This window comes from Aquabacterium sp. NJ1 (assembly GCF_000768065.1).
GTDB lineage: Bacteria > Pseudomonadota > Gammaproteobacteria > Burkholderiales > Burkholderiaceae_C > Aquabacterium.
On sequence record NZ_JRKM01000001.1, the window covers coordinates 3,677,161 to 3,704,119 of the forward strand.

Consider the following 26,959-nt stretch of genomic DNA (forward strand, 5'->3'; position numbering starts at 1 on the left):
ATGGGTGGTGCAAACCGACTCCCGACGCGATTGGCTGCGCCTGCGGCCCTTGGGCGGAGCTGAAGACGAAACCATCGCGCTGATCCCGGAGTTGGAGCTCGCTCCGGTCGAGCACGCCACGTTTGACCAGCCTGACCCGGCTTTGGCAGGCAACCACGCGGCGGCCATCTTGCTGCGCGATGCATTGCGCCTCACCTTGCGTGCTGGCGCAGGCCCCTTCCGCTCATTCGGCAACATTGCCGTGGAGCCCCGTGGCTACCAACTTGTGCCGTTGTTGATGGCTTTGCGCCTGTCCACCGTTCGGCTGCTAATTGCGGATGACGTTGGCATCGGCAAGACCGTCGAAGCTGGGTTGATTGCGCGTGAGCTGATGGACCGTGGTGAGATCGCCCGCTTGGCCGTGCTGTGCCCGCCGCACTTGGTTGAGCAATGGCAGTCCGAGCTGGAGACACGCTTTAACCTGTACGCTGTCGCCCTCACTGCGGCATCAGCAGCCCGGGTGGAACGAGAGCTGCCGCATGGTGTGGGCTTGTTCGATCATCACCCCGTGGTTGTTGTGAGCCTGGACTACATCAAGAGCGAACGCAACCGCGAGCAGTTCTTGGCCACGGCTCCAGAATGCATCATCGTAGATGAGGCGCACACCTGCGCCAGCAGTGGCGCTGGCAAGCAACTGCGCTTCGAATTGCTGCAACGCCTTGCCAGAGATGTGCACCGCCACCTGCTTTTGCTCACGGCCACCCCGCACTCGGGCGACGAGGTCGCTTTCTACAACCTGTTGTCATTGCTGGATCAGCGTTTCCAAGCATTGCAGGGGCGCATGTCAACCAGCGACCCGCTGCGTCAGGAGTTGGCTCGTCACTTTGTGCAAAGGCGTCGCAAAGACATCGCCGAGTGGCAAACCGAAACCCACGATGGTCGTGGATTTGCACGGCGCATGAAAACGGAGCTCACCTACCAACTCAGTGGTGAGTGGGGGAGCTTTTTTGATGCAGTGCAAGACTACTGCCGCGAGCTTGCCGAAACTGCTGAGCGTGATGGTACTACAGGTGGTTCGGGGCTCATGTGGTACGCCACTTTGGCTTTGCTGCGCTGCGTGGCATCGTCGCCAGCGGCGGCGGTCAAAGCTCTGACCACTCGGCTGGAAGGCTCCGTGTCAGCAGATGAATTGTTGACCGATGAGCGCTTGCATGACGGCGAAGCAGATGACCTGTCTGGCAGTGACCTGGAGCCGCCAGCCCAACTGCAAGACGCTTCTCGCTTGCAGGCATTGATCACCACGGCTCAGCGCCTCTCTGGTCAATCGGGCGACCCCAAGCTGGCAGCGCTCCTCCAACACACAGGTCAGTTGCTCAAAGACGGCTATCACCCCGTGGTGTTCTGCCGGTACATCGCCACCGCACACTATGTGGCGGAGCATCTCAAAGTCATGTTCCCCAATGTTGCCATCGAGGCCATCACCGGTGAATTAACGCCGGAAGAACGGCGCGAGCGGGTGGAGGACATGGGTGAGGCAGACAGCCGAATACTGGTCGCCACCGACTGCCTGTCAGAGGGCATCAACCTGCAGCACTTGTTCACCGCCGTCGTCCACTATGACCTGGCCTGGAACCCCACGCGCCACGAGCAGCGGGAAGGCCGGGTGGATCGATTTGGTCAGCAGGCGCCCGAGGTACGCTGCACCATGCTCTATGGGCAAGACAACCCCATTGACGGGTTTGTTTTGAAGGTCATCTTGCGCAAGGGCGAAGCCATCCAGAAGGAGCTGGGGGTGATGGTGCCCTTGCCTGAGGACGATGCTCGGATTAACCAGGCGTTGGTCAAAGCCGCGCTCATGCGCCGAGAGCATCACCCAGAGAACAAGACGCCACAGATTGCCTTCGACTTCGGTGAACCTGAGCGCCTGCTGGCGCCCTTGCAGGGAAAATGGCAAGACGCGTTGGATAAGGCCAAGGCAAACCGAACCGTGTTTGCACAACGCCGTATTCGCCCTGATGAGGTACTACCAGAATGGCACAAGCAGCAACAAGCCCTTGGCTCCCAAGCGGATGTGAAGCGCTTTCTGCAAAGTGCTTGCGTGCGTCTGGGGTCTCCATTGGAGAGTGCCCGTCGGGCCAATCAGGCCCGCTTCACACCGCAACACCTGCCAGAGGCCTTGCGCCTGCGCCTTGCAGACGAGGGGCTGGATGCCGCCCAGCTGATTGACTTTGATGAACTCCATCGCAGCCACCCCCTGGTGGGGCTGTTGGCCCAGCACCTGTTGGAAGATGCCCTGGGTAGCACTCAGCCTGTAGCTTCTCGATGTGCCGCCACGCTGACGAATGATGTGGACGTGGCTACAACGCTGTACCTGCTGCGTGTTCGCCACCAACTTAGCTACGTGCGCCGACGTGAGCCTTTCCAGATGATGGCTGAAGAGACCGTCGCTCTGGCCGTGCGTGGCCGCGCCAACCCAGAGTGGTTGTCAGATGAACATGCTGCTCGGTTGATTGAGTGCAACCCCAGTGGCAACTTGTCCGCTGAAGCAGTGCAGCGCGAGGTCAGCCAAGCCATTGAGTTCATGGCTGCCCACCCTCAGCAATTGCATGCGCTGGCCCAGCAGCGCGCCGATGCCTTGCTTGCCGATCACAAGCGTGTGCGAGAGGCTGCGCGTGACGTGGGTCAGTACAACGTCAAGCCCTGTCTGCCTGTGGACGTCATGGGCGTGTATGTGCTTCTGCCTGATTCGCTGTAAGCCTGAGCCGAGAACAACATGAAACGCACCCGCAACAGCAAACGTCAGGCTGCACTGAATCTGCCCACCATTCAGTTGGAAGGCAGCTTGTTCTTGCCTGACCAGTTGGAGAAAGCCGCCCAAGGCCGCGCAACGGATCAAACTGAGGTGGACTATGGCGTCCCGAAAGGCGTCAAGCTAAAGGACGAATACAGCCGGTCCTTCCAGATTGCCAAAGCACAGTGGCAGCACTTTGCTGCCCAGATGGAGCGAACCGATCTGGATGCCCATCGCCTCACCATCGGCTTTGTGCACGAACTGCTGCGCGACGCACTGGGCTATGCCCCATTGCAACACGCTACTGCGGTTGAGGTTGGGGCCTTGGCTTACCCCATCAGCGTGATCTCGGGTCAAGTGGCGGTTCTGGTCGCACCACATGACCTTGGTCTCGACGATCCAGATGTGCGCTTTGCCGTTGTGGGCGGCGGCAATCGCAAAAAATCTGCGTTCCAGACCATGCAAGAGCTGCTGAACGCCAGCCCAGAGCACACCTGGGGCATGGTGAGCAACGGCAAGCAACTGCGCTTGTTGCGCGATGCAGCCTCGCTCACCCGTCCCACTTATCTGGAATTCGATCTGGCCGATCTGTTGGGTGGTCAGCGTTATGCAGAGTTCGCCAACGTGTGGCGCCTGCTGCATGCCAGCCGTTCACCTCAAGCTGCTGGCACCGCGTGTGTTTGGGAGCGATGGCGTGAGGCGGGCAAAGCAGAGGGTACGCGAGTACGCGACGGCCTGCGCAATGGGGTTGAGAAAGCCCTGCTCACTTTTGGCGAAGGCTTCTTGCAGCACCCAGTCAACGAAGCGCTCCGTACTGCGCTCAATGACGGCAGCTTGAGCAAAGATGCTTATTTCCAGCAACTGTTGCGGCTGATCTATCGGTTGATCTTTGTGTTCACCGTAGAAGAACGAGGCGTGTTGCATCCGCTGGATGACAGCGCTGAAGCGCTGGCAGCGCGCAAAGCTTATGGAGAGGGCTACGCGCTGCATCGCCTTCGTGAGCTTTGCCTCAAGCGCCGCGCACGCAACCGACACGACGACCATTGGCAAGCCATCTGCATCGTTTGGCGAGGCCTGGCCCAAGGCGAGGCGCGTCTGGCCTTGCCCGCGCTGGGCGGACTGTTCGCGATAGATCAGTGCCCGCACCTGGATACCGCCAGTTTGCACAATACGCATCTTCTGACAGCACTGCAGCACTTGCGCTGGGCAGTGACCACACAAGGCAAGACCAGCAACCTCACCCCGGTGGACTACCGCAACATGGGGCCAGAGGAGCTTGGCAGCGTTTATGAGAGCCTGTTGGAACTGGTGCCATCCATCGACCTGCCTGCACGCCGCTTCGGCTTTGTCGGTATCACCGAGGAAGGCAGCACTGCGGGCAACGCGCGCAAGACTTCAGGCAGCTACTACACCCCCGACAGCCTGGTGCAAGAGCTGATCAAAAGCGCGCTCGACCCTGTCATCGAGCAGCGCCTGCAGGCCCGCACCGACAACCCCACCGAAGCATTGCTGTCCATCCGTGTAGTGGACCCTGCCTGCGGCAGCGGTCACTTCCTGCTGGCAGCCGCGCGCCGCCTTGCGGAGAAGCTAGCCCAACTGCGCAGCATCGAGAGTGGGCAAGAGGGCGCAGTACGCCCCCAAGACTACCGCCATGCTCTGCGCGAAGTGGTTGCGCGCTGCATTTTCGGGGTGGACCGCAACCCCATGGCCATTGAACTGGCCCGCACCGCTTTGTGGCTGGAAGGGTTCGAAGAAGGGCGCCCGCTCAGCTTCCTCGACCACCACCTGCAAGTGGGCGACGCGCTGCTGGGATTGACTGACCTTAAGGCACTGGAACTCGGCATTGCCAAAGACGCCTTCAAGCCGTTGAGTGGCGACGACAAAGAGGTGTGTAAGCAGCTCGCCAAAGCCAACGCCGCCGCGCTGAAAGACCTGGCCAAGAAGCGCGAGGCTCGCGCCTTTGGCCAGATGGACGTTCCCAGCCAATCTGGCAGCGGCTTAGCTGAGCTGCAAGCCCTGGAGGCCCTGCCGGAGTACAGCACCGCGCAAATCTCCGCCAAGGCGGCGGCCTATGGCGCCTACCTGAGCCAAGCCCGGAGCGGCCACCTGGCGCAGGCCGCTCACCTGCTGCTGGGAGCCTACCTGTTGGCGAAGCGGGTCGATACCGCCAGCCGCATCCCCACCACCGCCACCCTCTATCTCACCTTGCAAGGCGCGCCCCTTCCGGCCGACCAGCACGGCGCCCTGGCTGCATCGCAAGCCGCTTGCAGCGAGGCCCGCGTGTTTCATTGGCCGCTGGCCTTTCCGCAGGTGTTTGCGCAAGGTGGCTTTGACTGCGTGCTGGGCAACCCGCCGTGGGAGCGCATCAAGCTGCAAGAGGAAGAGTTTTTCGCCACCCGCCATCGCGATGTGGCCCTGGCCAAGAACAAGGCCGAGCGCGCCCAGCGCATCCAGTGGCTGAGCGAGGGCCGTCTAGCCAAGCAACTTTTCCCGCAGCACGAGCATCCGCCGCATGAGTGTGAAGCCGAGCAGCGGCTTCACGGCGAATTCATCAGCGCCCGTCGCACGGCGGAAGCCGCCAGCCTGTATGCCCACGTGAAGGGGGAAGATGGCGGACGCTATCCGCTCACCGGCGTGGGAGATGTGAATACCTACGCGCTTTTCGCTGAAACCATCAGCCAAATTATGGCGTCCAGCGGACGGGCTGGATTTATCGTGCCTACCGGTATTGCAACCGACGATGGCACAAAAGCCTATTTCGCACATCACACACAGCAAGGGAAGTTAATCAGCATTAAATCATTCGAGAATGAAAAATTCATATTTCCGGATGTGCATCACTCCTTCCGCTTCTGTATGATGACAATAGGAAGGGCCGACCAGGCAGAATTTGTTTTTTTTGCTCAGAACGTCGATCAAATTCACGATCCACGACGTCGCTTCCGCCTAACCCCTGATGAATTCAAGCTTATAAGTCCGAACTCGCTAACCTGCCCGGTACTGCGCTCTGAAATGGATGCCGCGTTGACAAAAAAATTGTATAGGGCATCGCCGATTCTCATTGACGACAACAAACCTGATGGAAATGCGTGGGGATTACGTTTCCACTCAAGGCTGTTTCACATGGCTGAAGATAGTCATCACTTTAGAGAATCGGCGACGCCAGGCCGTTTGGCTCTGTATGAAGCAAAGATGATTCATCACTACGATCATCGGTGGGCAACCTACGGGTCGAATGGGGAAAGTAGTGACGTTCCCGTCGATCAGAAGAAGGATCCCAGCTTCACCGTTCTACCGCGATATTGGATTGAACAGAACGAAATCGAGCTGCGTCTTGGTGAAAGGGGGTGGGGTCGAAATTGGTTGATTGGATGGAGAGATATTACTAGCGCGCATGTGCTGCGAACGGTAATCGCGACCGTTATTCCAAGGTTGGCATTGGGAAATACTGTGCCGTTTTTGATGTCCGAGCAATCGCCGCCGAAGCTTGCGTGCCTACTTGCAAATCTAAGCTCTTTGGTTCTGGATTTTGTTGCACGAGTTAAAGTGGGTGGAACACATCTGACTTATGGCTATCTAAAGCAATTCCCAATCCTTCCGCCAGATAGATACGACGAGACCAGTCTCGCGTTCATCGTCCCGCGCGTGCTGGAACTCACTTACACCGCCCACGATCTGAAAGCCTGGGCGCAAGACCTGGGTTTTGAAGGCGCGCCATTCAAATTTGACCCCGACCGCCGTGCCGAAATTCGTGGCGAGCTGGACGCCTACTACGCCCGCCTCTATGACTTGCACGAGGACGAGCTTCGCTACATCCTGGACCCCGCCGATGTGATGGGCGCAGACTACCCGAGCGAGACCTTTCGGGTGTTGAAGAACCGGGAGATGAAGGAATTCGGCGAATACCGCACCCAGCGGCTGGTGCTGCGCGAGTTTCGACGCATGGCCATTGCCGATGCAAACGGCCAACCCTACACCAGCTTGCTGAACCCACCTCCTGGCGTTCACCCGTTGCCCAGCTATTCAGCCCATGGCGTGATCCAGGACGAGACCGATGCCCACCTCGCCGGTTTGCTGATCACTTTGATCGAACAGGGGCAGCGATTGCCTCGACGCGAGCTGAACGACGTGTTCGTGCTGGCTGGGCAGACTGAATTGCATGAGCGCTTGCTCGACGCCCAGGGCCTAGGCCTGCTGCGCAGCTTCATGCAGTCGCACACTGGCATCTTTGACATCGAGCGTGTGGCGGGCAACCGCGTCCAAGAGCGGCTTCGTCACTTCGAGACCCGGGGAGTGATTCGGCTGATCTCGGCTGGTGATTTGGTGGAGCGCATTGTCACCGTGCCCTTGCCCGCCGAGGTTCGGGTGAGCGCCCAGACCGCACCGGTGGCGACCCTGCTGGCAGCAGCAGCCAAGCAAGCCTTTGCGGCGATTGCACCCACCGCCGACACCCAGGCGGCAACGCCTTCGATGAAACAAGCCTGACGACGAGGGCCACATCTTGAAGCCACTGACCCAGCTCCTGCCCGCCGACCGCAGCGCCCCGCGTCTGTGGTTCGAGCGGTTGGCGATCTTCAGCGAACCGGGTAACGAGCACGTCATCCGCTCGGTGCCGCTGCGGCGCGGGCTGAACATCATTTGGGCCAAGGAGCCGACTGCGGGCAGCGCGAAAGGCAGCCGCGCCGCTGGACACGGCGTGGGCAAGACCTCGCTATGTCTGCTGCTGCGCCTATGCCTGGGCGATATGTCCAAGGCAGTGTCGGAGTTGCGCGAAGAGCTGTTCAGCGAGTTCGCACAGGGTGGCGTCATCGGCGTGCTGCATGTGGACGGCAACGCCTTCACGGTGTGCCGCTACTTCAACCCGCACAAGGTGGGGTTGGCGGCCCCGGGGACGAACATCGCGGCGATCTGGACTCGTGAGACTGAAATCAACGACCGTGATTTCGTGAAGCAGCTCGGCGACACCATGATGAGCCGGGTCTCGCCCCGCAACGTCCCAGAGACCGGCCAGGCCATTGAGTGGCGGCACTTGCTTGCTTGGGTCAGCCGCGACCAAGGCGCGCGCTTCAAGGCCTTTTACGACTGGCGCGACGGTGAGGGCAACATGCTGCAACGCCAGCGCCAAGACCCACCCATCGTGATGCGCGCCGTGCTGGGGCTGCTGGATCAAGCGGAGACCGCGCTGCTGAGCGAGACAGCCAAGCTGGAGGAATCGCTCAAAGCGGCGAAGGATAAGGTCGAGGAATTGCTCAAGGAGCCGGCGCTGATCCGGCGCCGCATAGAGAGCAGCCTGCGGGCACAAGGGCAATTGCCGGAGGACTTGCCGATCCGCACCGACGACTTCTTTGTTGACTCTGTGGCTGGCCGCATCGAGATGGCGGGAAAAAGAGCCGAGGCTCGACTCCAAGAGTTGCAAGCCGAGCAAGACAGGGCCGACGAGGCACTTGCCGATCTGCGTGCCGACCTGAAGCGAAAACAGGCCGAGTGCGCCGAGGCCGACCTGATGTGCCAATTGGCTGATAAAGCCCGCCAAGGCGACGAGCAGGCTTACTCAGCGCTTGGCGCGGAGCTTCTGGCACTTCAGCAGCTGACCGGTCATTGCAAGCACGGCAATGTTGCCTTTGGTCAGTGCCAGCATGTGCAGGCCGAGATCAACCAGCTAAAGCAGTTCAGCTTTCGTGATGCTCGAGACAGGCCCAACCTCAAGCTTGCGATGGAGGCGTCTGTATCGCGTGCTGGTGCTGCCCTATCGCGGAAGAATGACTTGCATCGTTTGGTCATAACCATGCAAGACAAAGAGAAGACCTTGTTAGCTGCCCAGAGTAAGGCTAGGCTCGCAACACGGACGGCTCAAATTGAGGCCAACAAATGGCCCACCTTGCTAGAAGAGTTGAGCCGATGGGATGGCGCTGCGGGGTCGGTAAAGGCACAGGCTGACATCGACGCAGCGCGAGCCTACAGCGTGCAGGTCGCTCAGGAGCTGGGCCGCGCGCAAACCAAACTGGCGGTGGCACAGCAGAACAAGTCTGACCGTGAAAAGACTTTGGGCGCCATCATTGACGGGCTGACTCAGCATTTGCTGCCCGACGGCGCCTTCGGCAGTTTCGACCCGCACGACGAGCAACGTCCCTTCCGCATTTCGCTCCGAGGCGGCGAAGCCTTTCGGGTGTTGGAGGTTTTGCTTGGGGACATGGCCTGCATGCTGGACAGCCCCAGGCAGGACGGAGCACTCCCAGGGCTCTTCATCCACGACTGCCCCCGGGAAGCGGACATGAGCACGGGGCTCTACGAGAACTTCTTGTCCCTGATGGGGGAACTTCATAGCAAGCACTTCCCGCATGGGGAGTTGCCCTTTCAGTACATCGTCACGACCACCACGCCACCGCCAAGCGACCTGCAAGAAGATGCGGTGCGTCTGGTACTCGACCCCAGTACCGACGATGGGCTGCTGTTCTGCAAGCGCTTCGCCGGAGAGAAGCAGGGCACCTTGCGGTAGGAGCTGAAATATGAATCCGCTTCAACGCGCCCTCATTGAAAAACTTGGCCACGATCACGGCTTTGAACACGTGCTAGCCAGTGACTCGGCCGCTGTGGCTTTGGTCTCGGCGCGGCATGCCGCTGCAGCAAAGGTGGTGGCACCACCCACGGGCGGGTACATGGTGCACTTCGCCGCCGACACACCCGCGCTGCTGCCTGAGATGAACCGTTCTTTTGGCCCGCAGCGTGTAGGGGCTGATTTCGTTGCTGAGTCTGAGGCTGCCCTGGCAACGTTGCTCCGTCGTGCAGCCGGACTGGCGCGTGCCCTGCCCAGCCAGGCAGCCCAGGACTACGAGGCATCGGTGGCTACCCAGCTGGCCCAGTTGCCTGAGGGGCTCGGCGGGACAGAGGTTGAGAGGCTCGTGCGCCAACGCGTTGGTCAGCAGAAGTTTCGTGACGCCATGCTTGACTACTGGGGCGGCGCATGCGCGGTAACTGGTGTTGCCTTGCCCGAGGTGCTACGTGCCAGCCACGCTAAGCCTTGGTCGGAATGCAGCAGCGATGCTGAGCGGCTGGACGTGTTCAACGGGTTCCTGCTTGTGGCCAACTTGGACGCGTTGTTCGACCGCTTCTTGGTCAGCTTCGACGACGGTGGGGGGCTTTTGGTCTCGTCTCGAATAGGACATGCCGAGCTACGACAGCTTGGTTTTGCGACAGATTTGAAGCTGCACTGGGTGACCGAGCAACACAAAAGCTACCTGGCATGGCATCGTGCGCGCTGCAGCGACATCAGGTCATTGGCTTAACGGCACCGATGAAGAAGAGGGAAAAATGTCAGAGAACTTCGGTAGCCAGCCACCTCTTTGCACAGACTTCGCACATGGCCTCCACCTCTTTTTGCACAAGGCAGGCACCGGTCTGCGCGCATGGGCTGGCACCGTCTCCTCGTGGCGGCCATGGGCCGTTGTGCCGTCATGCGCGGCCGTGGACGACACCAAAAGGGCGGAATCGCGCGCCAAGCACGATGAGCGCCATGTCGGGAGGTTGAGCTGACATGGCCAACCCGCGCTCGCTGGTCTACGCGCTGTACACACACTGGGACACCGTTGAGGTCTTGGTGAGGCTGTCTCGCGAGTTTGCGGTGCTCACCACCGAACAAGTGCTGGGCTGTATCGCGAAGGTGGCTCCGCAGATGGATGCCGAAGCCCAGGGGGCAGCAGTTCGCGCCATGGTGAATGCAGACATCCTCCAACCCTGCGCACGCAGCAGCGACCTGCAGCTCAACGCCTACGTGCTGGACTTCGTGCGCGGGCTGACTCGCGAACACGAGCTCGGTTTGGCTGCTGTGCTTCAAGCACGTGTAGCCGCCATCCGCGAGGCCACGGAGGGTCTCAACGACGGCATGCAAGGTGCCGACATGGATCGGGCGCGGGGAGCCGCCAACAAGCTCGCTGAGCTGTTCCGCCAGATCAGCTTGCAACTGGATCAGGACCGGCACGCACTGCTGGAACTTGCCGAAGACGCTAAGACCGCCGACGCCAGCATGCCCATTGCCCAGCGCTACAGGCGTGTGCTGGAGGCCTATGACCACTACGTGGAGCCGATGAACCAGATGATGGACACAGGACCGCAAGGCACGTTCTACCGTTACCTGGAAGATGCCGAGCGCTCACTTGATCTGGCCTTTGAGCAGCTCTCGTTTCAAGGCGGGCTGTACTCGCATCGCCTGCAGCTCAGGCAGGTGGCTCACCAGGCCAAGGAACTGCGGCGCTTTGGCCGCCTGATCGCTCAACAATGCGCCGACACGGTGCTCCCATTACGCGAGGAGATGCGGCAACACAATGCGCTGACCAGTGCGGTGAGCCTGCTGCTGGGCCAGGTGCGCAAGCGGGGCCTGCGCCGAGCCTTGTCGCGGCACGCGGCCAGCACCGCACTGCCTGGGTGGCGCAATGAGCGGGGCTTCCGCTTGCAGTTGGGCGATGAGCTGCGCACCGTGATGGCCGCAGCTCGGCAGTACCAGCCGCAGTCGGTGGCCTTCCCGCAAGATGAGCCCGGCAATGCCCCGCCGTTGCTGGAACACGTGGACGAGGCGGCCATCCGGCAACAGCTGAGAAGCAGCCTGCCGGTGGACAGCCTGCTGGACTGGTTGCATGCCCATCACGGGCATCTGCAGGATGCGACGCTGCTGCGGCTGTTCCATGAGCTGCAGCACGAGGGCAGTTGGCAGATCGAAGCCAGTGAGCATCCCGAGACCACCACTTTGCAGGCCATCCGTGTGCTGCACCATCCTCACCGAGTGAACCTTCCGGAATGACGACGCCTAATCCACTGACGCCGCAACTGGCACAGATGCCAGCACTGGCCGAGCTCTTCCGCTTGTTCCTGTCAGGCAAGCACCTGAACCGAACGGCCGAGCCTGCACTTTGGGCGGAACTTGAGCAACAGGAAGCGGGCTATGTCGGGCTGTTCGCGGCGCTGGGCTTTGAGCTGCGCATGGATGCACGCGGCTTTGCTTGGTTCCACAACACCGATGCGAGCAGCAACATCGGTAAGGTCAGCCGTCAACTGGCCCTGCTGTTCATGGTCATTTTCGATACACAGGCCAACGCGGGCAAAGCGCTGCAACGCTTCACCGACTGGCTCATCGACCGGGAATGGCTGGCCGAGGTACACGAGCAGCAGAAAGACTTGCTGGACGCCGAAGGGTTGTCTCCCGATGGGCTCATCGACCTGCTGGGACGTGCCAGCACGCTGGGCTTCGCAGTGGCTGAGCCAGCAGGCTGGCGGCTGTTGCCCGCCGTCTGCCGCTACCTGGACCACTTTGAGGGCCTGGCAGCCGCCTCGCGAGATGACGGCAACGAAGCGGACGCTGGCCCTGAAGAGAACGCCGACGACGTGCTGAACGACGAGGAGAGCGACTGATGCAGCACGGCTTTCAACGCCTGGTCTTGCTCGGCAGTGCGGGCTACTCCCGCGCCGAGCTGCCGCTGGATGGCGCGGTTTCCCTGGTAGCGCCCAACAACACGGGCAAAACCAGCCTGATCAATGCCCTGCAGTTCCTCCTGATCATCGACCGGCGCCGCATGGACTTTGGCGCGCACGATGTAGAGAAGAGCAGGCGGTTTTACTTCCCCAATAACAGCGCGTATGTGCTGCTGGAGGTGTCTTTGCCGGAATCAGGCACCGTGGTGCTCGGTTGCGTCGGCAAGGGCGTGAGCTTCGAGTATGAGTACTTCGCCTACGCCGGCCCGCTCCTGGTCGAAGAGTTCTGCCTGCCCGATGGCTCACTTGTGGCACAGCCGAAGCTGGCCAGCCATCTGGCGACCCATGGGCGCCGCGTGTTCAGCTACAGCGGTAGCGAGTTCGCCGACATGGTGTATGGCGGCCGCAACCGCAAGCTCAGCGGCTCACAAGACTTTTGCGTGTTCCGCCTGGAGCACGCCAGTGACGCCAGTGTTTTCCAGCGAGTGCTCACCCGGACGCTGCGGCTGGACAAGCTGCGCTCCAGCGAGGTGAAAGACTACCTGCTGCAAATCTTTCGGCGTGATCTGCCTGACGCCAGCATCGACTTCAAGGCGGAGTGGGACAAGGCCTTCGCCGACCTCAACGCCGAGCGCAGTCAGTACCTGGCCGCCGAGCGCCTGAAAACCACCCTCACCGAACTGGAGCACAAGCGCGACGCTCGGCTGAAGCTGCGCGGCAAGCTGCTGTGCTGGCGGCCCATGATCGACGAGGCCCTGGGCCAGTGGCAGCAGCACTTCGAATCACGCCAGCAGGCCCTGCAGCACGAGCTGCAGCAGTGCGATGGCGAGCTGGACCGCTTGCGAGAGCAGGATCGTCAGGCCGTGCGCGAGCAAAGCCAGTGGGAGTTGGAGCAGAAGCAGCTTCGCCAGGAGAGCCACCAGCTACAGGCGCTGCAGCAGCGATTCGCTTTGGTGGAAAGTCGGGCGGCTCTTGAGACGTACCGCCGCGACGTGCAGGCGCAGCGCGATGCTCTGGTGGTCCGCTTGGGCCAGGCGCAAAGCCGGCCACCGGCATCCATCGAACGCGAGCTCGCCCGCGTGGACACAGAGGTGGCCCAGCTGGCACAGGAGATGCGCACACAAGGCCACAACCTCCACCAGCAGCTGGCAGGTGTGTTGCCGCGAGCCCAGCTGGAGGCACTGAACAAGGTGCTGGCCAGATCCGTTCTGACATTGGGCACCGAAGAGTTCCAGCTCGATGGCCAGGCGCTCTCCAAGGCTTTGGGAGATGCCAATGGCGAGCAAGCTGGCCTACCTGGCCTGCAACTACGCGTAGCCGCCCTGCCTGAGCAGCACCAACAGCGCAGCCTGGCCGAGCTGGGCGAGCTGCTGCGGGATTTGCAGCTACAGCAAACGCAGCTGAAGGAGCAGCTGGCGACAGCGCTCGCGCTGGAAGTCGTCCAACGCGAGCGGGATGCGCTGGAGCAGCAATTGAGGCAGCTGGACGCCGAATTGCGGGACTACAGCCAGATGCAGGCCCTGCAAGACAGCGACGCTGAGCGGCGAGCACGGCTTGTGACACTCGACCAGAAGCTCGCCGAGCTGGCCACCAGTTTGGCGCAATCGGCTGCCCGGTACCGGGCGCTGGATCAGCAGCGTCAACAGCGGCAGCAGGATTTGGAAACCCTGAAGCAGCAGCACCGCCAGATCGAGCAACGCCGCAACCAGCGCATCGATCAGGAAGGCCCGTTCACCTGGCTGGCCGACTTGCCCAACCACCCTTGGTTGGCACAGCCGGAGTTTGCGCTGGACCAGCTGGCCGAGCGTCTGCAGACCTATCAGGCAGATTGTCGGCAGCTGCTGGAGCTAGACGACCTGATCCGCCGACTGCTGGGCGAAATCCACACGGGCGGGCTCACCAAGTACCAGTTCGTCGGCGACCCTGAGGCCGAAATCGTCCGCCTGGTGGAGTTCGCCCATCACCTCCCTCAGGAGGCCGAGGCCCTGGAGAAGAAGGTGCGGTCGGCGGTGGTGAATGTGGCGGCTTGCCTGCGCGAATTGCGCGATGGTTTGACCGCCTTCAAACGCCGGATGCGCGAGTTCAATCGCAAGATCAGCGGACGCCAACTATCCGATCTGGCGGTTTTCAAGGTCGAACCCGAAGATGAAACCGCGCTGGTCGAGGCCATCGAACTGCTCATCAGCACGGCGGCCACGGTCGGCAATGGCGAGACCTTTGAACTCTTCAACCAGCAGAGCGTCCTGGATGATGACCAGCTCAACCGCGCCAAGACCCTACTCATCGAGGAAGGCAATGCCCGCCACGGCTTGCGCGTGGCCGATTTGTTCCGTCTACGCTTCTGGGTGGGCAAGGCTGGTCGTGAGCCGGAAGCCTTTGACGACCTCGACAGCGCCGCCTCGAACGGCACAGTGCTGATGGCCAAGCTGGTGACGGGCTTGGCGATGCTGCACCTGATGCAGGATCAGCGGCGCCCGATCCAAGGCATTTGCTATCTGGACGAAGCGCTGGCACTGGATGCTCGCAACCAGCGCAGTTTGATCGAGACCGCTGCCGAGTTCGGCTTCTCGCTGATCTTCGCCTCCCCGGCACCGCTGACCACGGTGCGTTACTGCGTGCCCATTCACCACCGGCAGGGTAGCAACCAGATCAGCCGCTTCAGCTGGCAGATCATCGAACCCCTGGAGGCCTGATGGCAGATCAAGCCCTTCGCGCGGCACTGCTCAAGCTGCAAGGCAAGAGTCCATTACCCGCCAGTCAGTTCACCACTGCGCAGCGCAGCGCCCTAGATTGCTTTGCACGGCAAACGGGGGCCGTGACCTGCCAGCGCCAAGGGCGAGGAGACGTGTACAACGTTTGCGATCAGGCTGTGTTTGCGGCTCATATCACCGAGCTCTCCCCTCAGGTGGAGCCCTCTATCGTCGATCAAATCCCACTGCGCGCACAGCATGTGGCACATGCGCGCAACAGCAAGGCCCGGCATCATCAACACGGCAGCTATTATCCGCTTCTCAAGGCGGTCGGTGATGAGGTGATCTGGCGCGACGGCGAACGCGGTGTGGAGCTGGCGCTGAGCCCCGTCACCCGAGACTTCGGTGCAGCCACGCTATGTATCCAACCCGACGATGCTTGGCATAGTGATCAGGTCCTTTGGCTGGTCGAGAATCAGGCCCTGTTTGACCGCACTGACTGGCTGCCCGAAGGCACGCATGCCACGGTGCTTTACTACGGTGGGCAACTCGACGGCAGGCTGCAGTCGTGGCTGGGTCAGCGTCCCCGAGCCAGCCGGGTGATCCATTTCCCAGATTACGACGGTGTAGGCCTGGCCAACTTCGCGCGTTTGCATCAGGTTTTAGGCGCCACGTGCGAGTGCTGGTTGATGCCTTGTTGGGAGAGCAAACTCGCACGCTACGGCAGCAACCAGCTCTGGCGAGACACTTTGCGCTACTTCACCGGTGCCGTTGATCATCTCCCAGCTTACATGCTGGAACTAGCAGAGCAGATGCAGCGCTTGGGTCTTGCGCTGGAGCAAGAGGCGGTCTGGCTGCCTGAGCATTAATGGATTTTGCTTGGTGCTTTGGTAGCATGCACGTTGCCAAAGGAGGCCAACTCCTTTCCACCGAGCGACATCATCGCTCTTCAGTTACCTCACTGACACTTGCCAGCAGCCTTGAGCAAGGCATTGCACGAAGCCGAACTGCCGCTTCCGCTCGCCGATGCTGCAGGCTTGGACGAAGGCCGACCTTGCTGTGCTTGGCAAATGGCATCAGAGACAACGCGGCCCGTGATGCCCACAGAGCCGGTCACGTAGCAGCTGTACAGCTTGCCAGTATTGGTTTTGACGACGTAAGTGGACTTCACGCCATCATCCACTCGGTCAGAAATGGTGAAGCTTCCCTTGGGCAAGCCGAGGGTGAACGCTGTGTTTTGTTCGATGGCATCGTTGCTGACGGCGACAGATGCACAGCCTGCTGTGGATGCGATCAGGACGATGGTTGCGATACGTGCAAGGAACGAGTTTTTCATGAAAGGGCAAGTTCGGTGAGAAGTGGGAATCTGTTCTGCTTATGGAATCACTTTACCTGCTCGGTGGCGGGCACGTGCGGGTGTCCTGTCTTAGGGGTCGCTGTGGAGCTACCTGCTCTTGCAAGTCAGGATCGCATAGGCCAACTTGACGCAGCTCCCCAAGGTGCGAAGACGGCAAAGGTGTAGCGCTCCAGCCCCATACCGCCAATGATGGTGGGCGGCCAGGTTTTGCCTGTAGGGGCGCACAGGTCCATGTCATGGCCAGTAACGTTCAGATGCTCAAGGATCTGGCGAGTGCTTCAGCCCGTTCAGCGAGCGGGAGCAGTACAGGCATCGCGACGACCACACCAACGAGCAACAACCCTAGGCCGCGTGATCTCGCCGAGTCGTTGTCGTCGTCAGCCAAGACAAACATCATCCTCAGCACGGACCAGACAACTGCCGCATGCATTGCCGCCAGAACCACCACGAATGAGAAACCCAACGCATTGCGCCAGTATCCAGTGACCAGCGCCAGTGTGGCAAAGCATGCTGATGCAGTGGCGACAAACATCAGCCCGCTCATGAGCGTGACATAGCAGCCTGTCACTACCTTCGTCAGCGCGTCACTTGGTGTGCTGTCCAAGCCGCCATTTTTGAGGCGACTGACGCCAGTCAAGAAGGTCAACATCAACAGTGCCGCCATCCACAACATGGGACTCAGCAACTCGCCCATGAAGGCTTCAAGCGTTTTGTTCGCCGAGTGCTTGCCAAATACATCAAGCATCTCAACAGCGAACGCAGGCAGGTCGTGGATGTGTTCCAAGTAGGACAACGTGCCGCCGCCCATGCCAACGGCGATTCCAATCCAGCGCACAGCGCTTGTTTGGCGCCAAACAAATTCGGGCGTCACCAGATAGGGCCGTCCCAGCCCGAATTCCCGCATTCCCCAGCTCACTGGCTTGCGTACCTGCTTGAACATCGGTCTCGTCATCTTGGCCCCGGTTGATTTGGTCTGAATGGCAACCACATCTTATGTGTTGGCCCCATCAAGAGCTCCGACGCAGATCACGCGCTGAAGTAACGAAGAGTTATTGGTGCCGCAGTTGTGGCGGCATGTCGGCCTGTGGCCGCAACAGGACGCCAACGAAGCCACCTCAACGTTGGACGCAAACAATCACGCCCTGTCCCCAATGTGGCCGTTGGTTGCGATTCCTGGCGAAATCGCAACCAACGGCCACATTCTTTGTGCTCTGGAAAGACAGCACAAAGAATGTTCAGGGCAGCTGGGGACAAATCGATTTGATGTTGCGTCCATCCAAGAATGTGGCTGACATGGTGTCAACCCTGTGCCAACAGAGTGTCAGCAATGTGGCGTCTTAATGGCGCGCACTGTGTCAGGTCTGTGTGAAACCTGTGTCATCCATGTGCGAACAACCAGCCGATGCAGTGTCAACATATTGCCGAACAGTGTGTGATCAGTTGCGCGCATGCGCTAATCTCAGCGGCCCGAGGAAGGCTTCGGAAGCATCTAAAAATGTTCAAGGGATCAAACATCATGCAAGTGACTCATCTCGTTCGCGCAGTCATCGTGGCGGCAACCTCTACGGTTTTAACCGGATGTCTGGTGCCGGAAAAGTTCAACGCCTCGGTAACCGTTCGCCCGGATGGCGCCTACACCTACAAATACCAGGGCACAGCAGTGCACATGCTGGCAGCCATGGAGATCAAGAAAAGCGGGAGCTTGAGCGCCAAGGCGGAAAGCCAGCTCAAGGCAGATGCCGAGAAGGCGGCAAAAGCGCCGGGCGTCAAGAAGCTGACCTATCAAGGTTCAGGTCGATATGAAGTATCGGTTGACCGTGACTTGAAGGTGGGGCAGCGGGCGGAAGTGTTGAGCATCGTCTCCCTGACCACGTCGAGAGATGGCGTCTACACCCTGTCGGCATCTCAGTTGAAGGAGAAAGAACGAGCCGAACTGATGGGCCTGGGTATCAAGGTAGATGGCACCGTAGAGGTGACGCTTCCTGCCAATGCAAAGGTGCTGACGCAGAACGCAAGTAGCACGCCGGGCCTGTTTTCAAAGTCCTATTCGTGGAAGGTCAATGGGTACGATGCCAAGCCTGCGATGACCTTTACCCTGAATTGATAAGTGCAGGCCCTTTGCGAGTAGGTCATCGTACCGATACATTGACTGTGATGTCCCGTAGCAAATGGGCTCGTGTGACCAACTTGCTGTCGTGGCATCCGCCTATTGCGGGCGGACACATCCTGTCTCATCTGAATTGCGATCAGCCTGCTCAGCGCATCGGACGAGCAGCGTTCCCCCGTGATGCTCAGTTCTCGCAGAGGTCGGCTAGGAAGACTAAGTAGCCAAGTTCTCAAGGTCTGCAATCAGCTGCAGTTGATGAAGGTATTCACCATGATTCCGCGCAAGCCAACGGACGACCTTGGCGTTTTCAAGCAGGGTCTTGATGTACGTCTTGATGATCACCAGTTGCAGGTTGTCAGGCCCATAGCGCTCCTCCAGCAGCTTCGTGTCTGCCTGAACCGCAGCGAGTTCCCGCCGCAACCGGTTGAGCGTATCTGAGGAGCTGCTCTGCTGGTTCTTGATTCGGACCGCATCCACCAACTGTTCTGGCGCGGTGGCTTGCAACATGGCCATGGCCATCTTGACCGAGTAGTTGTTCAGGTCAATCATCGACTTGGAAACGTCGATTTGGCGCAGTGGCTTCATCTGGCGCAGCACGTTGAACATCGACCTGGAGGCCGGCTTGTCGGCCAGAAGGCGAATGGCTTCGTCGCAGATGCCATCAAGCAGCTTGAATCGGGCAATGATGGCCGCCTTGGAAATGTCCAGGGCATTGGCCAGTGTCTCGGGGGAGACGCCACGATCCACCGCGCGCACAATCATGCGGTGCTCTTGAATGGCCGATAGCCGATTGACTCTTTTGTTGTACGTGTAGGCCTCATCGTCTTTCGAGATGAGGCACAAAGCGCTTTCGGATTGCAACTCCTTGAGCGCTTCGAGTCGGAGGTGACCGTCAAGAACCATGTACGACCCTTGATGTGCCGGATGTGGGATCACGGCCAGGGGCTCGACGATCCCGATGGCTTTGATGGATGCCCGGATCTGCGAGTATTTAACGCTCTGCTTGAGTGTTGCGGGCTGAGGCTTTGAGCCCAGAAGCAGGTTCAGGGAGACCTCGACCAGATCGCGCTCGAAGCCCAGCTTCAATGGTTTGTTTGCGCGTTCCATCAGAAGAGCCCTCCGATCTGGGCGTTCTCGGCCAGCGGCTGAGGAACGCTGGTCAACTTCTCGGCTTTCAGCAACGCACAGAAATCTGTGCTCGTGAACAGCTCCTTGAAAATCTGCTTTGACAGCATCAAGGACTCTTGCGCATGCTCAGCCTTCTTCTGGATTCGCCTGTGCTCGTCGGTATTGCGCTGGTACAGCTTCGCAAGGTCTTCGGGGCTCAGATGTCGGGAGGGGTTCTTTGCGCCATAGACCTCCGGTCCATGGCGCTTGCCGCTGCGCATGCGATGCTCCAGGATCCGGCGCATCACGCTGATCTTCTTCCCCTTGAGGTCACCCCTCTCGTAGGCGTCGTGCAGCAGTTGTTGAGCTTCGGTTTCAGATGCACGTGAGATTTGAACCGCCACATGCAACGGCACGTGACCGGCCTCTGTCGCCGCAAGCAGGCGTTTCTCGCCACGCTCCAGGAGGGTGGCGACATTGTTCACCCACGATGCGGAGCAGCCAATTTTCTTGCCCACCTCGGCATCGCTGTACCCCCTTGCACGGAGAACGGTCACTTGCTCTATTGTTTCGCTGGCGCGGGGTGTACGGCGTGCAATGTTCTCGACGATGCTCATCACGTGCCCGACCTCTTCGTTAGCGTCCACCACGATGGCTGGTATGTGCTCGTGGCCAAGCGATTTGCACGACTCCAGTCTGCCCTGACCACAAACCAGTGCATAGGACTTTTCCGCCCCGTGAGACAGGCGTCTGACCGTGATCGGGCGTTTGAGGCCGACAGCAGAAATGTTGTCGGTGATTTCCTGATGGATCCGGCTGTTGCGGACGCGAGGGTTGGCGACAATGATCTCGTCGATGGGAATCATCTCGACTTGATTCTTCGATGCTTTGGTCATGCTGCCTCCTCAAGTGGAACTCGTGCCGTCAAGGTGTAGAAGTCATCCAACGTGTCTGTGCGGTAGGCGTCAAGAACAAAGCCGTTTTGTTCCATCGTGGGGAGCGCATCGGCAGAGAAGTCGATGGAGGGCAGTACGTAGTAGTCAAGTGCCGTGCTGTTCGTGGCGTTCATGCGTGCCACAACGGTGATGTCTGGCCGAAGACTTGTGTCCAGGCGAATGCGCCATCGATAACTGCCTGCGGGAGTGGGCTTGCATCTGGCGATGACGACCGAGACGGTGAAGTCGTCATTGACGATCAAAAGATCGTTCTCAGCGTCCTGTCGGACCCAGCCCCTGCCGGATGAAATGCACCGAGAGATCTCGGCGACCAGGTCAGGATGTCGCCGCCGCAGTTCCCGATTGATTTCCAGGTATGCGAAGTCACGTTTGGGGTTGAAGCCAACCAGGCTGTAGGCGCGCAGCAAGCTGCCGAATCGAGTGCGATAGGCGGAGCTGGAGGGGACGCCGTCTTCCTCATCGATTAGAAGCCCAGATAGCGCCCCGTGTTTTTCAAGCAAGCACTTGAGCAGGTCGAGCATCTGCGATTCGTCGAGATGCCTGGATCGGGCCGTAATGATGGCCCTCGCGCGCATGAAGTCGTCTGTTGGGACGATGGCAGGGAAGGCGCCATCCTTGCGGATCCATTCATCGGGCGTATTGCGCTTGTGTTCAATCTTCAACTTGAATGACGTCTTGTTGTAGACGTTGTTGCCGACGTACTTTTCGTTGGTCAAGACCTGATGAACGGTGCCCCGTGTCCATAGGCGGCCAAGGTCCGTCAACACGCCGCGCCTGTTCAGGGTCGAGGCGATCACGCGCTCGGGCATGCCGTCATCAAGAAACATCCGGTAAATCTGTCGAACAGTTTCGACTTCTTCGGCCGGTCCAGGGATGAGCAGCACCCGATCTGTCTGGATGCTCTTTTTCTCACCCCTCGCAAGGATTGCTTTGATGTTGTGCTGCTCGTCAATCAACTGGCGTCGAAGGCCAAAGCCTGGTGCGCCACCTTGACGATAGCCTCGTTGCACCAGGTTGCGATGTCCAGCGAAGACCTTGACCGACAGCTCACGGCTGTACTCCGCCGCCATGCTGCGCTTCAGGCCGACCATGACTGTGGAAGACAGTGACCCGTCGTTGGTGAACGGCTCGGCGCAATAAATGACCTTGATACCGCGCCGCTTGCAGGTTTGCTCGCAAACGGCTGCTTCATCCGGGTCAGGGAAGCGCCCCCATCGGCTGATGTCATATACAAGAATTGCGCGGAACTCAACGGCGGAATTCTCGACGTCTTGAAGCAGTTGTTGAAGGCCAGGACGTCCCCTGATGTTCAAGCCACTCTTGCCTGCGTCTGTGTATGTCTTGATGATCCGCATCTTGTGTGCGGCTGCGTATTCAGCGATGGCCAACGATTGGTTGTCGGTGGAATAGCGCTGGTGTTCGGTTGACATCCGAACGTATTGCGCCACCGGTATGGTGGTCAGATCTTCTTGTGAGTTTTCATGAACCACCACGAACTCCCTACGCAAGGGTAAGAGAACCACATGGTGTTTTTTCAGTATTGCAGTTTGATGACGATGGGTGACGTGGTCCGCGTAACATTCGAAACGTACAGGTTGAAAGCTTGCCCCTTGAGTCGATCCCTCTCGCGGAATCGCAATGTCGTTGAGTGAATCAGCTGCTGCCAAGCCTGTTGCCAGAGGACCCATCGTCGCGGACGATCAGACCAAGCGTTCTGCCGCCATCAATGAACAGGGGCGCCTGCCTCGTATCAAAGCCTTGGAGATAAACCAACTTTTCGTTGCGCGAGGGTCATACCGGAGAGAAGATACAGTGCTTCATCCACGGTGAAGCGCCCCGGCCGACGCCATGTCTCGCAAGGCGGTGGAGCGTGAGGCGATGACGACGTCGCAGCATGGAATGTCATACCAACCGTTATCCCAAGATCGCAGGACCGGCACGACGTGTTGCATAACCAGGCGCACGGTCGGTTTTGGACAGGCAGACTGAGCCCAGGTTATGTGGGACAAGGTCAAAGCGTCAGAGCGCAGGAGGTTTTCCTGATAACTTCGTCATTTGGATTAGCTATTGACGCGCAGATCCATGGGGGCCGACTGAACCGGAAGAGGAGCCTTCGCGGTGTGAAGCTTGGGCGCTCCAGAGGCACGTTCACAACCAGGATGGCTTATCGATTGACGAAGCGATACCCCACACCGACCTCGGTCAACAGGTGTTGGGGCATGGATGGGTTGGCCTCGACCTTTTTGCGCAGGTTGGCCATGTGCACGCGCACGTAGTGGGTGTCTTCACCATGTCCCGGGCCCCAGACGGCCTTAAGCAAATGGCTATGCGTGATGACGCGATCCGGCTGACCGGCCAGGTAAGTGAGCAACTTGTACTCAATAGGGGTGAGGTGGACCAGTGTTCCACGCTTGCTCAATTGGCGCCTGACGAGATCCAGCTCCAGTTCGCCAAAGCGAATGGTGCTGTCGCCACTGGGCGTCTGATGCAGGTGTCTGCGTAGTTGAGCTCGCACTCTGGCCATGAGTTCACCGGAGCCAAAGGGCTTGACCAAGTAGTCGTCGGCACCGGCATCCAGTGCATTGATCTTGTCGGACTCGGCGCTGCGTGCTGATAAGACGATCACAGGTGTAGTCGACCATGTTCGGAACTCGCGGATGAAGTTGGCCCCATCTCCGTCAGGTAAGCCCAGGTCGAGTACCACGAGATCAGGCCGACGGGTGCCCGCTGCGATCAGGCCTCGTCGCAACGTATCGGCCTCGTGTGATTCGTGCCCCTCCGATTCGAGAGTGAGTCGAACAAAGTGCCGGATCGTCGGATCATCTTCGATGACCAGAATGTGTGCATGCAGTTCGCTCATGTGAGGCAACTCGTTACAAAGGCTGAGGCAGTGACGCTACCATCATCGCTGGGTGGTGTTCCAGTCGGTAGCGTCACGATGAAGCGGGCACCCCCGCCATTGCGTTGTTCCGCGTGAATCTGCCCGCCGTGTGCCTGAACAATGGCGCGGCAAATCGCTAGCCCCAAACCCACGCCGGGCAGTGCACTTTCACGGGTGCCTCGCTCGAATTTTTGGAACAAAGCCTCCTCTCGACCTGGGGGCAATCCTGGTCCTCGGTCATCAATGCAGATGGTGACTGTGCCACTGGCGCAGTCTGCATGCAGCTCAATGGGGGAGCCTGCGGGGGTGTACTTGGCGGCGTTCTCCAAGAGGTTGACGAGCACACGCTCAATCAGTACGGCGTCCAGGTGAAGCAAAGGCAGGTTCTCGGCAAGATCGACGGTGATCGGACGATCTTTCAGTGTGGGCTGGCTCGCTGCAAGCGCGCTGCCCACCACTTCCTCCAATGGTTGCCACTGGCGATTGAGCTGCACCGCACCGGCTTCCAGCCGGGCCATGTCAAGCAGATTGTTGACGAGGACTCCCATGCGAATCGCGGACTGGCGCATGGCCCCTGCGATCTCGCGCTGTGGGGGGGCCAGTGTGGGCCTGGATGTTTCGAGGGCATCGGCCATGCCCACCAAGCCTGAAAGAGGCGTACGCAAATCGTGTGAAATGGCTGACAGCAGCGAGTTGCGCAGTCGCTCGGACTCGATCTGAATGGTGCTGGCCTGAGCCACCTCAATGTAATGGATGCGTTCGAGCGAGATCGCCAGCAGTGAGGCGCAGGTTTCCAGCAGTCGATGCTGAGCCGAATCGAGGTTGGTGTGTTCCGGAGGCATGATGACAAGGGCCCCGCGGGTTCGCATGGGTGCGTTCAGGGGGAGTACCAGTGTGCGACTGGCAGGCAGGGTGTCGGTCCCAGATCCCGCTGCACGACCTTTGCCGAAGGCCCATTGGGCCACGGCCATGTCAACTTCGCAACGGCCTCCATTCACAGACTTCAGTTGATCTGCATCGTCGGCGACCAGCAAGGTACCTTGGGCCTGAAACTCGGCAGCAAGAAATCGCTGTGCGATGTCGGACACCTGTTCAACCATCAGGGCGGATGACAAGTCACGGGCCATTTCGTACAGGCTGCGCACCCGTTGCTCACGGCGTATGGCTGATTCCGCCTGAACCTTGAGCACAGCGGTGAGTTGTCCGATGGTCAGGGCAACGGCGAGCATGACCATGAACGTCACTAGGTACTGGACGTCGCTGACAGCGAACGAAAAGCGAGGGGTGACAAAGAAGAAATCGAATAAGCCCACGCCCAGGAAGGCAGCAGTCAAGGCCGGACCGCGGCCGAAGCGCAGTCCGACGCCCACCACGGTCAACAGGAAGAGCATGACGATGTTGGACAACTCCAAGATCTGCTGCAAAGGTGTGGCGAGCAAGGCTGTGAGCACGCATGCCGCCACTGCCGCGCCATGTCCTTGCCACGCCATGGCTGGCTTGTCTGAGGGCGCAGCGGGAGATGCGGGCGCATTGCTCGTGTTGCCGAGACTTGCGGCTGGGGTGGACACCTGCAGGACATCAATCTCAGAGGCCATCTCTGCGATGCGATCTGACAGCACGACGTCCCAAGGCCAGCGTCGACCATGTCGCCCCATCACCAGTCTGACCAAGTTCTGCTCACGAGCGTAGCGGACAAGCGCCTGAGCGACGTCAGAACCGGGGCGAACCGCCGTGGTCGCGCCCAACTGAGCAGCCAGCTTCAAGGTGCGATCCACTTCGGGAGAAACAGCACCGTCCTGGCCCGATGTGGCAAGTGGCTCGATGTGCACCGCATGCCAGTTCACATCCAGTTGTGCAGCCAAGCGCGCGCAGCTTCGTACCACCTTGTCAGCCTGCCCGTCCGAGCCTACGCAAGCCAGCAGGGCCTCACGGTTTGGCCAGACGCTTTCAACCGATGCCTGTCGGCGGTAGGCCAGCACCTGGTCATCAACCCGATCAGCCGTGCGACGCAGAGCCAGCTCGCGCAAGGCCAGCAGATTGCCCTTGCGAAAGAAGCTGCCGGCAGCTCGTTCTGCCTGGTCTGGCAGGTAGACCTTGCCCGCCTTGAGTCGCGCCAGTAGTTCATCGGGAGGAAGGTCCACCACGACCACCTCGTCGGCTTCGTCGAACAGACGATCAGGGACGGTCTCCCACACTCTTATGCCGGTGATGCCGCTGACCACATCGTTGAGGCTTCCGAGGTGCTGGACATTCATGGTCGTCCAGACGTCGATGCCAGCTTGTAACAATTCTTCGATGTCCTGCCAACGTTTGGGATGGCGTGAACCAGGTACGTTGCTGTGAGCCAACTCGTCTACCAACACCAAGGCATTGTTGTGTTCTTGACCGAAGGCCAGTGCGGCGTCCAGATCGAACTCTTTGAGTGCTCGATCGCGGTACTGAACCTGACGAAGGGGCAACCGTGGCAGACCTTCGGCCATGCGCTCAGTGTCATGGCGGCCATGGGTTTCCAGCAGACCGATGATCAGCGAGCGACCCTGTGCCTGACTGGCGCGAGCGGCCGCCAGCATCGCCCAAGTTTTGCCGACCCCCGCAGAGGCACCGATGAAGATCTTCAAACGCCCCCGATCCGCGCGGATGTCGTCCTGCTTCACCTGTTGCAGCAATTCATCGGGGTCGGGCCGTTCTCGTCCGGAATACATGGCGGGTTCCTTCTTGTTCTCCGAAGTGTGCGCTTGATTGCATCAAGAAGGTGTCAAGACGGTGGGGCATGTGGTGCCTGGATGCCATAGGGCTTTCAGGCAGATGTGCGGTCCAGTCGCCATAAACGCGACGGGCCAACGTGTGCAGCGCAGGCAGCCAGACAGGGGCGTCCGAGAGGATCTGACTGGCAGCCTGAACGCTGGGAGAGTGGTGACACGCCAGCTCTGGAGCACCATGTTGGCACCAGGCTGTCAGGATGTCGGGGGTGATCTCCAAGTGGCATTGCAAGGCCAGATGTGGACCGAGGCGGAAGCCCTTGTTTTGGCAATGCTGTCCGATGAGGATGCGTTCAGCACCGGCTGGAATGTCGAAGGTTTCATGGTGCCAGTTGAACGACGGCACCGCCTGAAAGGTGCCCCAAAGGCCGTGAGCGTAAGGGGTGGGCGTCAACATGCGCCACCCGATATCAGGTCGCGGCAAGCGTCGGACCGAAGCGCCAGCGACGCTGGCGAGCATCTGGGCGCCGAAGCAATGCCCGAGGACAGGCACGTCTTGCGAAAGTGCATCTTGAACCAAACGTTGCTCTTCGTAGATCCAACGAATCGGATCGTGGATGCTGTGATCGCTACCCAGTAGGGCGATGCCGCTGAAGCGGCTGGCTGACCGAGGGAGCGGGTCGCCCTGACTGGGTTGGATGTGGACCATGGGGATGCCCCACTTGGTCAGCAGCGCTTTCAGCATGCCAGGGCCTTGCACGGTATCGTGCTGAATCACGGCAACGGGTCTCATCTTGGTGAGCGCAACAACAGGGTGGCGCGTTGGTTTGGACCATGCCCAATCTAGGTATCGCGGCGGCAAGACGATGTAGAGAAGACGGGTTTGGGTGTCAAGAATTGGTGAAGCTCGTGCATGAGCGAGTGGTTCAGGTC

General features: G+C 59.9%; 17 protein-coding genes. 9 read left to right on the top strand and 8 right to left on the bottom strand.

Going from position 1 to position 26,959, the window contains the following annotated elements; all coding sequences use genetic code 11:
- The first annotated feature begins 169 nt into the window (after positions 1–169).
- From JY96_RS15800 to JY96_RS15835, 8 genes are all read left to right on the top strand, one after another.
- On the top strand, positions 170–2,734 hold the full coding sequence (locus JY96_RS15800) for a helicase-related protein (protein ID WP_369796167.1): 2,565 nt from the start codon (positions 170–172) through the stop codon (positions 2,732–2,734).
- A gap of 18 nt (positions 2,735–2,752) precedes the next feature.
- Complete coding sequence (locus JY96_RS15805) at positions 2,753–7,255, top strand: N-6 DNA methylase (RefSeq protein WP_035038854.1); 4,503 nt, start codon at positions 2,753–2,755, stop codon at positions 7,253–7,255.
- Between the two features lie 16 nt (positions 7,256–7,271).
- Positions 7,272–9,266: a hypothetical protein gene (locus tag JY96_RS15810; RefSeq protein ID WP_035038857.1), complete on the top strand. Its 1,995-nt coding sequence runs from the start codon at positions 7,272–7,274 to the stop codon at positions 9,264–9,266.
- A gap of 10 nt (positions 9,267–9,276) precedes the next feature.
- Positions 9,277–10,053 carry an HNH endonuclease gene (locus JY96_RS15815; RefSeq protein ID WP_035038859.1) on the top strand — a complete coding sequence of 259 codons (777 nt, stop codon included), beginning with the start codon at positions 9,277–9,279 and terminating at the stop codon, positions 10,051–10,053.
- A gap of 248 nt (positions 10,054–10,301) precedes the next feature.
- The gene (locus JY96_RS15820) at positions 10,302–11,561 is read left to right on the top strand and encodes a hypothetical protein (protein ID WP_035038862.1); all 1,260 of its coding nucleotides are present in this window, start codon (positions 10,302–10,304) and stop codon (positions 11,559–11,561) included.
- Positions 11,558–12,169 carry a hypothetical protein gene (locus JY96_RS15825; protein WP_035038864.1) on the top strand — a complete coding sequence of 204 codons (612 nt, stop codon included), beginning with the start codon at positions 11,558–11,560 and terminating at the stop codon, positions 12,167–12,169. The genes JY96_RS15820 and JY96_RS15825 overlap by 4 nt, the downstream gene beginning before the upstream one ends.
- Positions 12,169–14,922 (top strand): hypothetical protein, encoded by a 2,754-nt coding sequence (locus JY96_RS15830; RefSeq protein ID WP_035038867.1) that lies wholly within the window; start codon positions 12,169–12,171, stop codon positions 14,920–14,922. Before JY96_RS15825 ends, JY96_RS15830 begins: the two co-directional genes overlap by 1 nt.
- Positions 14,922–15,788, top strand: a complete 867-nt coding sequence (locus tag JY96_RS15835) for a hypothetical protein (protein ID WP_035038870.1) — start codon at positions 14,922–14,924, stop codon at positions 15,786–15,788. The genes JY96_RS15830 and JY96_RS15835 overlap by 1 nt, the downstream gene beginning before the upstream one ends.
- Positions 15,789–15,877: 89 nt before the next feature.
- Here the strand turns inward: JY96_RS15835 and JY96_RS15840 are convergent, their stop codons facing one another.
- Entirely contained in the window at positions 15,878–16,255 is a 378-nt protein-coding gene (locus tag JY96_RS15840; protein WP_035038873.1) for a hypothetical protein, read from the bottom strand.
- A gap of 271 nt (positions 16,256–16,526) precedes the next feature.
- Positions 16,527–17,216 carry a hypothetical protein gene (locus JY96_RS15845; RefSeq protein ID WP_152606535.1) on the bottom strand — a complete coding sequence of 230 codons (690 nt, stop codon included), beginning with the start codon at positions 17,214–17,216 and terminating at the stop codon, positions 16,527–16,529.
- Positions 17,217–17,771: 555 nt separating this feature from the next.
- Here JY96_RS15845 and JY96_RS15850 point away from each other — a divergent pair.
- The gene (locus JY96_RS15850) at positions 17,772–18,380 is read left to right on the top strand and encodes a hypothetical protein (RefSeq protein ID WP_152606536.1); all 609 of its coding nucleotides are present in this window, start codon (positions 17,772–17,774) and stop codon (positions 18,378–18,380) included.
- Positions 18,381–18,596: 216 nt separating this feature from the next.
- Here JY96_RS15850 and JY96_RS15855 read toward each other — a convergent pair whose 3' ends face one another.
- The 6 genes from JY96_RS15855 to JY96_RS23300 all read right to left on the bottom strand — a co-directional run bounded on the left by JY96_RS15855 (position 18,597) and on the right by JY96_RS23300 (position 26,771).
- Positions 18,597–19,490 carry a plasmid partitioning protein RepB C-terminal domain-containing protein gene (locus JY96_RS15855; RefSeq protein WP_035038878.1) on the bottom strand — a complete coding sequence of 298 codons (894 nt, stop codon included), beginning with the start codon at positions 19,488–19,490 and terminating at the stop codon, positions 18,597–18,599.
- Positions 19,490–20,386, bottom strand: coding sequence for a plasmid partitioning protein RepB C-terminal domain-containing protein (locus JY96_RS15860; protein ID WP_035038881.1), 897 nt, complete (start codon positions 20,384–20,386; stop codon positions 19,490–19,492). Before JY96_RS15860 ends, JY96_RS15855 begins: the two co-directional genes overlap by 1 nt.
- Positions 20,383–21,936 (bottom strand): recombinase family protein, encoded by a 1,554-nt coding sequence (locus JY96_RS15865; protein ID WP_369796201.1) that lies wholly within the window; start codon positions 21,934–21,936, stop codon positions 20,383–20,385. Before JY96_RS15865 ends, JY96_RS15860 begins: the two co-directional genes overlap by 4 nt.
- Before the next feature lie 674 nt (positions 21,937–22,610).
- Complete coding sequence (locus tag JY96_RS15870) at positions 22,611–23,306, bottom strand: response regulator (RefSeq protein WP_035038884.1); 696 nt, start codon at positions 23,304–23,306, stop codon at positions 22,611–22,613.
- A complete protein-coding gene (locus tag JY96_RS15875; protein WP_035038886.1) occupies positions 23,303–26,029 on the bottom strand; it encodes a DUF4118 domain-containing protein in 2,727 nt (908 codons plus the stop codon). The genes JY96_RS15870 and JY96_RS15875 overlap by 4 nt, the downstream gene beginning before the upstream one ends.
- Positions 25,995–26,771 carry a type 1 glutamine amidotransferase gene (locus JY96_RS23300; RefSeq protein ID WP_161784342.1) on the bottom strand — a complete coding sequence of 259 codons (777 nt, stop codon included), beginning with the start codon at positions 26,769–26,771 and terminating at the stop codon, positions 25,995–25,997. The genes JY96_RS15875 and JY96_RS23300 overlap by 35 nt, the downstream gene beginning before the upstream one ends.
- Positions 26,772–26,959: the final 188 nt, after the last annotated feature.

Excerpts from the sequence above, each read along its gene's own strand:
- JY96_RS15870 (WP_035038884.1), bottom strand. The coding sequence starts at position 23,306 with ATGAGCGAACTGCATGCACACATTCTGGTCATCGAAGATGATCCGACG.
- JY96_RS15805 (WP_035038854.1), top strand. The coding sequence starts at position 2,753 with ATGAAACGCACCCGCAACAGCAAACGTCAGGCTGCACTGAATCTGCCC.
- JY96_RS15850 (WP_152606536.1), top strand. The coding sequence starts at position 17,772 with ATGTTCAAGGGATCAAACATCATGCAAGTGACTCATCTCGTTCGCGCA.
- JY96_RS15855 (WP_035038878.1), bottom strand. The coding sequence starts at position 19,490 with ATGGAACGCGCAAACAAACCATTGAAGCTGGGCTTCGAGCGCGATCTG.
- JY96_RS15840 (WP_035038873.1), bottom strand. The coding sequence starts at position 16,255 with ATGAAAAACTCGTTCCTTGCACGTATCGCAACCATCGTCCTGATCGCA.
- JY96_RS15830 (WP_035038867.1), top strand. The coding sequence starts at position 12,169 with ATGCAGCACGGCTTTCAACGCCTGGTCTTGCTCGGCAGTGCGGGCTAC.
- JY96_RS23300 (WP_161784342.1), bottom strand. The coding sequence starts at position 26,771 with ATGCTGAAAGCGCTGCTGACCAAGTGGGGCATCCCCATGGTCCACATC.
- JY96_RS15875 (WP_035038886.1), bottom strand. The coding sequence starts at position 26,029 with ATGTATTCCGGACGAGAACGGCCCGACCCCGATGAATTGCTGCAACAG.
- JY96_RS15845 (WP_152606535.1), bottom strand. The coding sequence starts at position 17,216 with ATGTTCAAGCAGGTACGCAAGCCAGTGAGCTGGGGAATGCGGGAATTC.
- JY96_RS15860 (WP_035038881.1), bottom strand. The coding sequence starts at position 20,386 with ATGACCAAAGCATCGAAGAATCAAGTCGAGATGATTCCCATCGACGAG.
- JY96_RS15825 (WP_035038864.1), top strand. The coding sequence starts at position 11,558 with ATGACGACGCCTAATCCACTGACGCCGCAACTGGCACAGATGCCAGCA.
- JY96_RS15815 (WP_035038859.1), top strand. The coding sequence starts at position 9,277 with ATGAATCCGCTTCAACGCGCCCTCATTGAAAAACTTGGCCACGATCAC.
- JY96_RS15835 (WP_035038870.1), top strand. The coding sequence starts at position 14,922 with ATGGCAGATCAAGCCCTTCGCGCGGCACTGCTCAAGCTGCAAGGCAAG.
- JY96_RS15820 (WP_035038862.1), top strand. The coding sequence starts at position 10,302 with ATGGCCAACCCGCGCTCGCTGGTCTACGCGCTGTACACACACTGGGAC.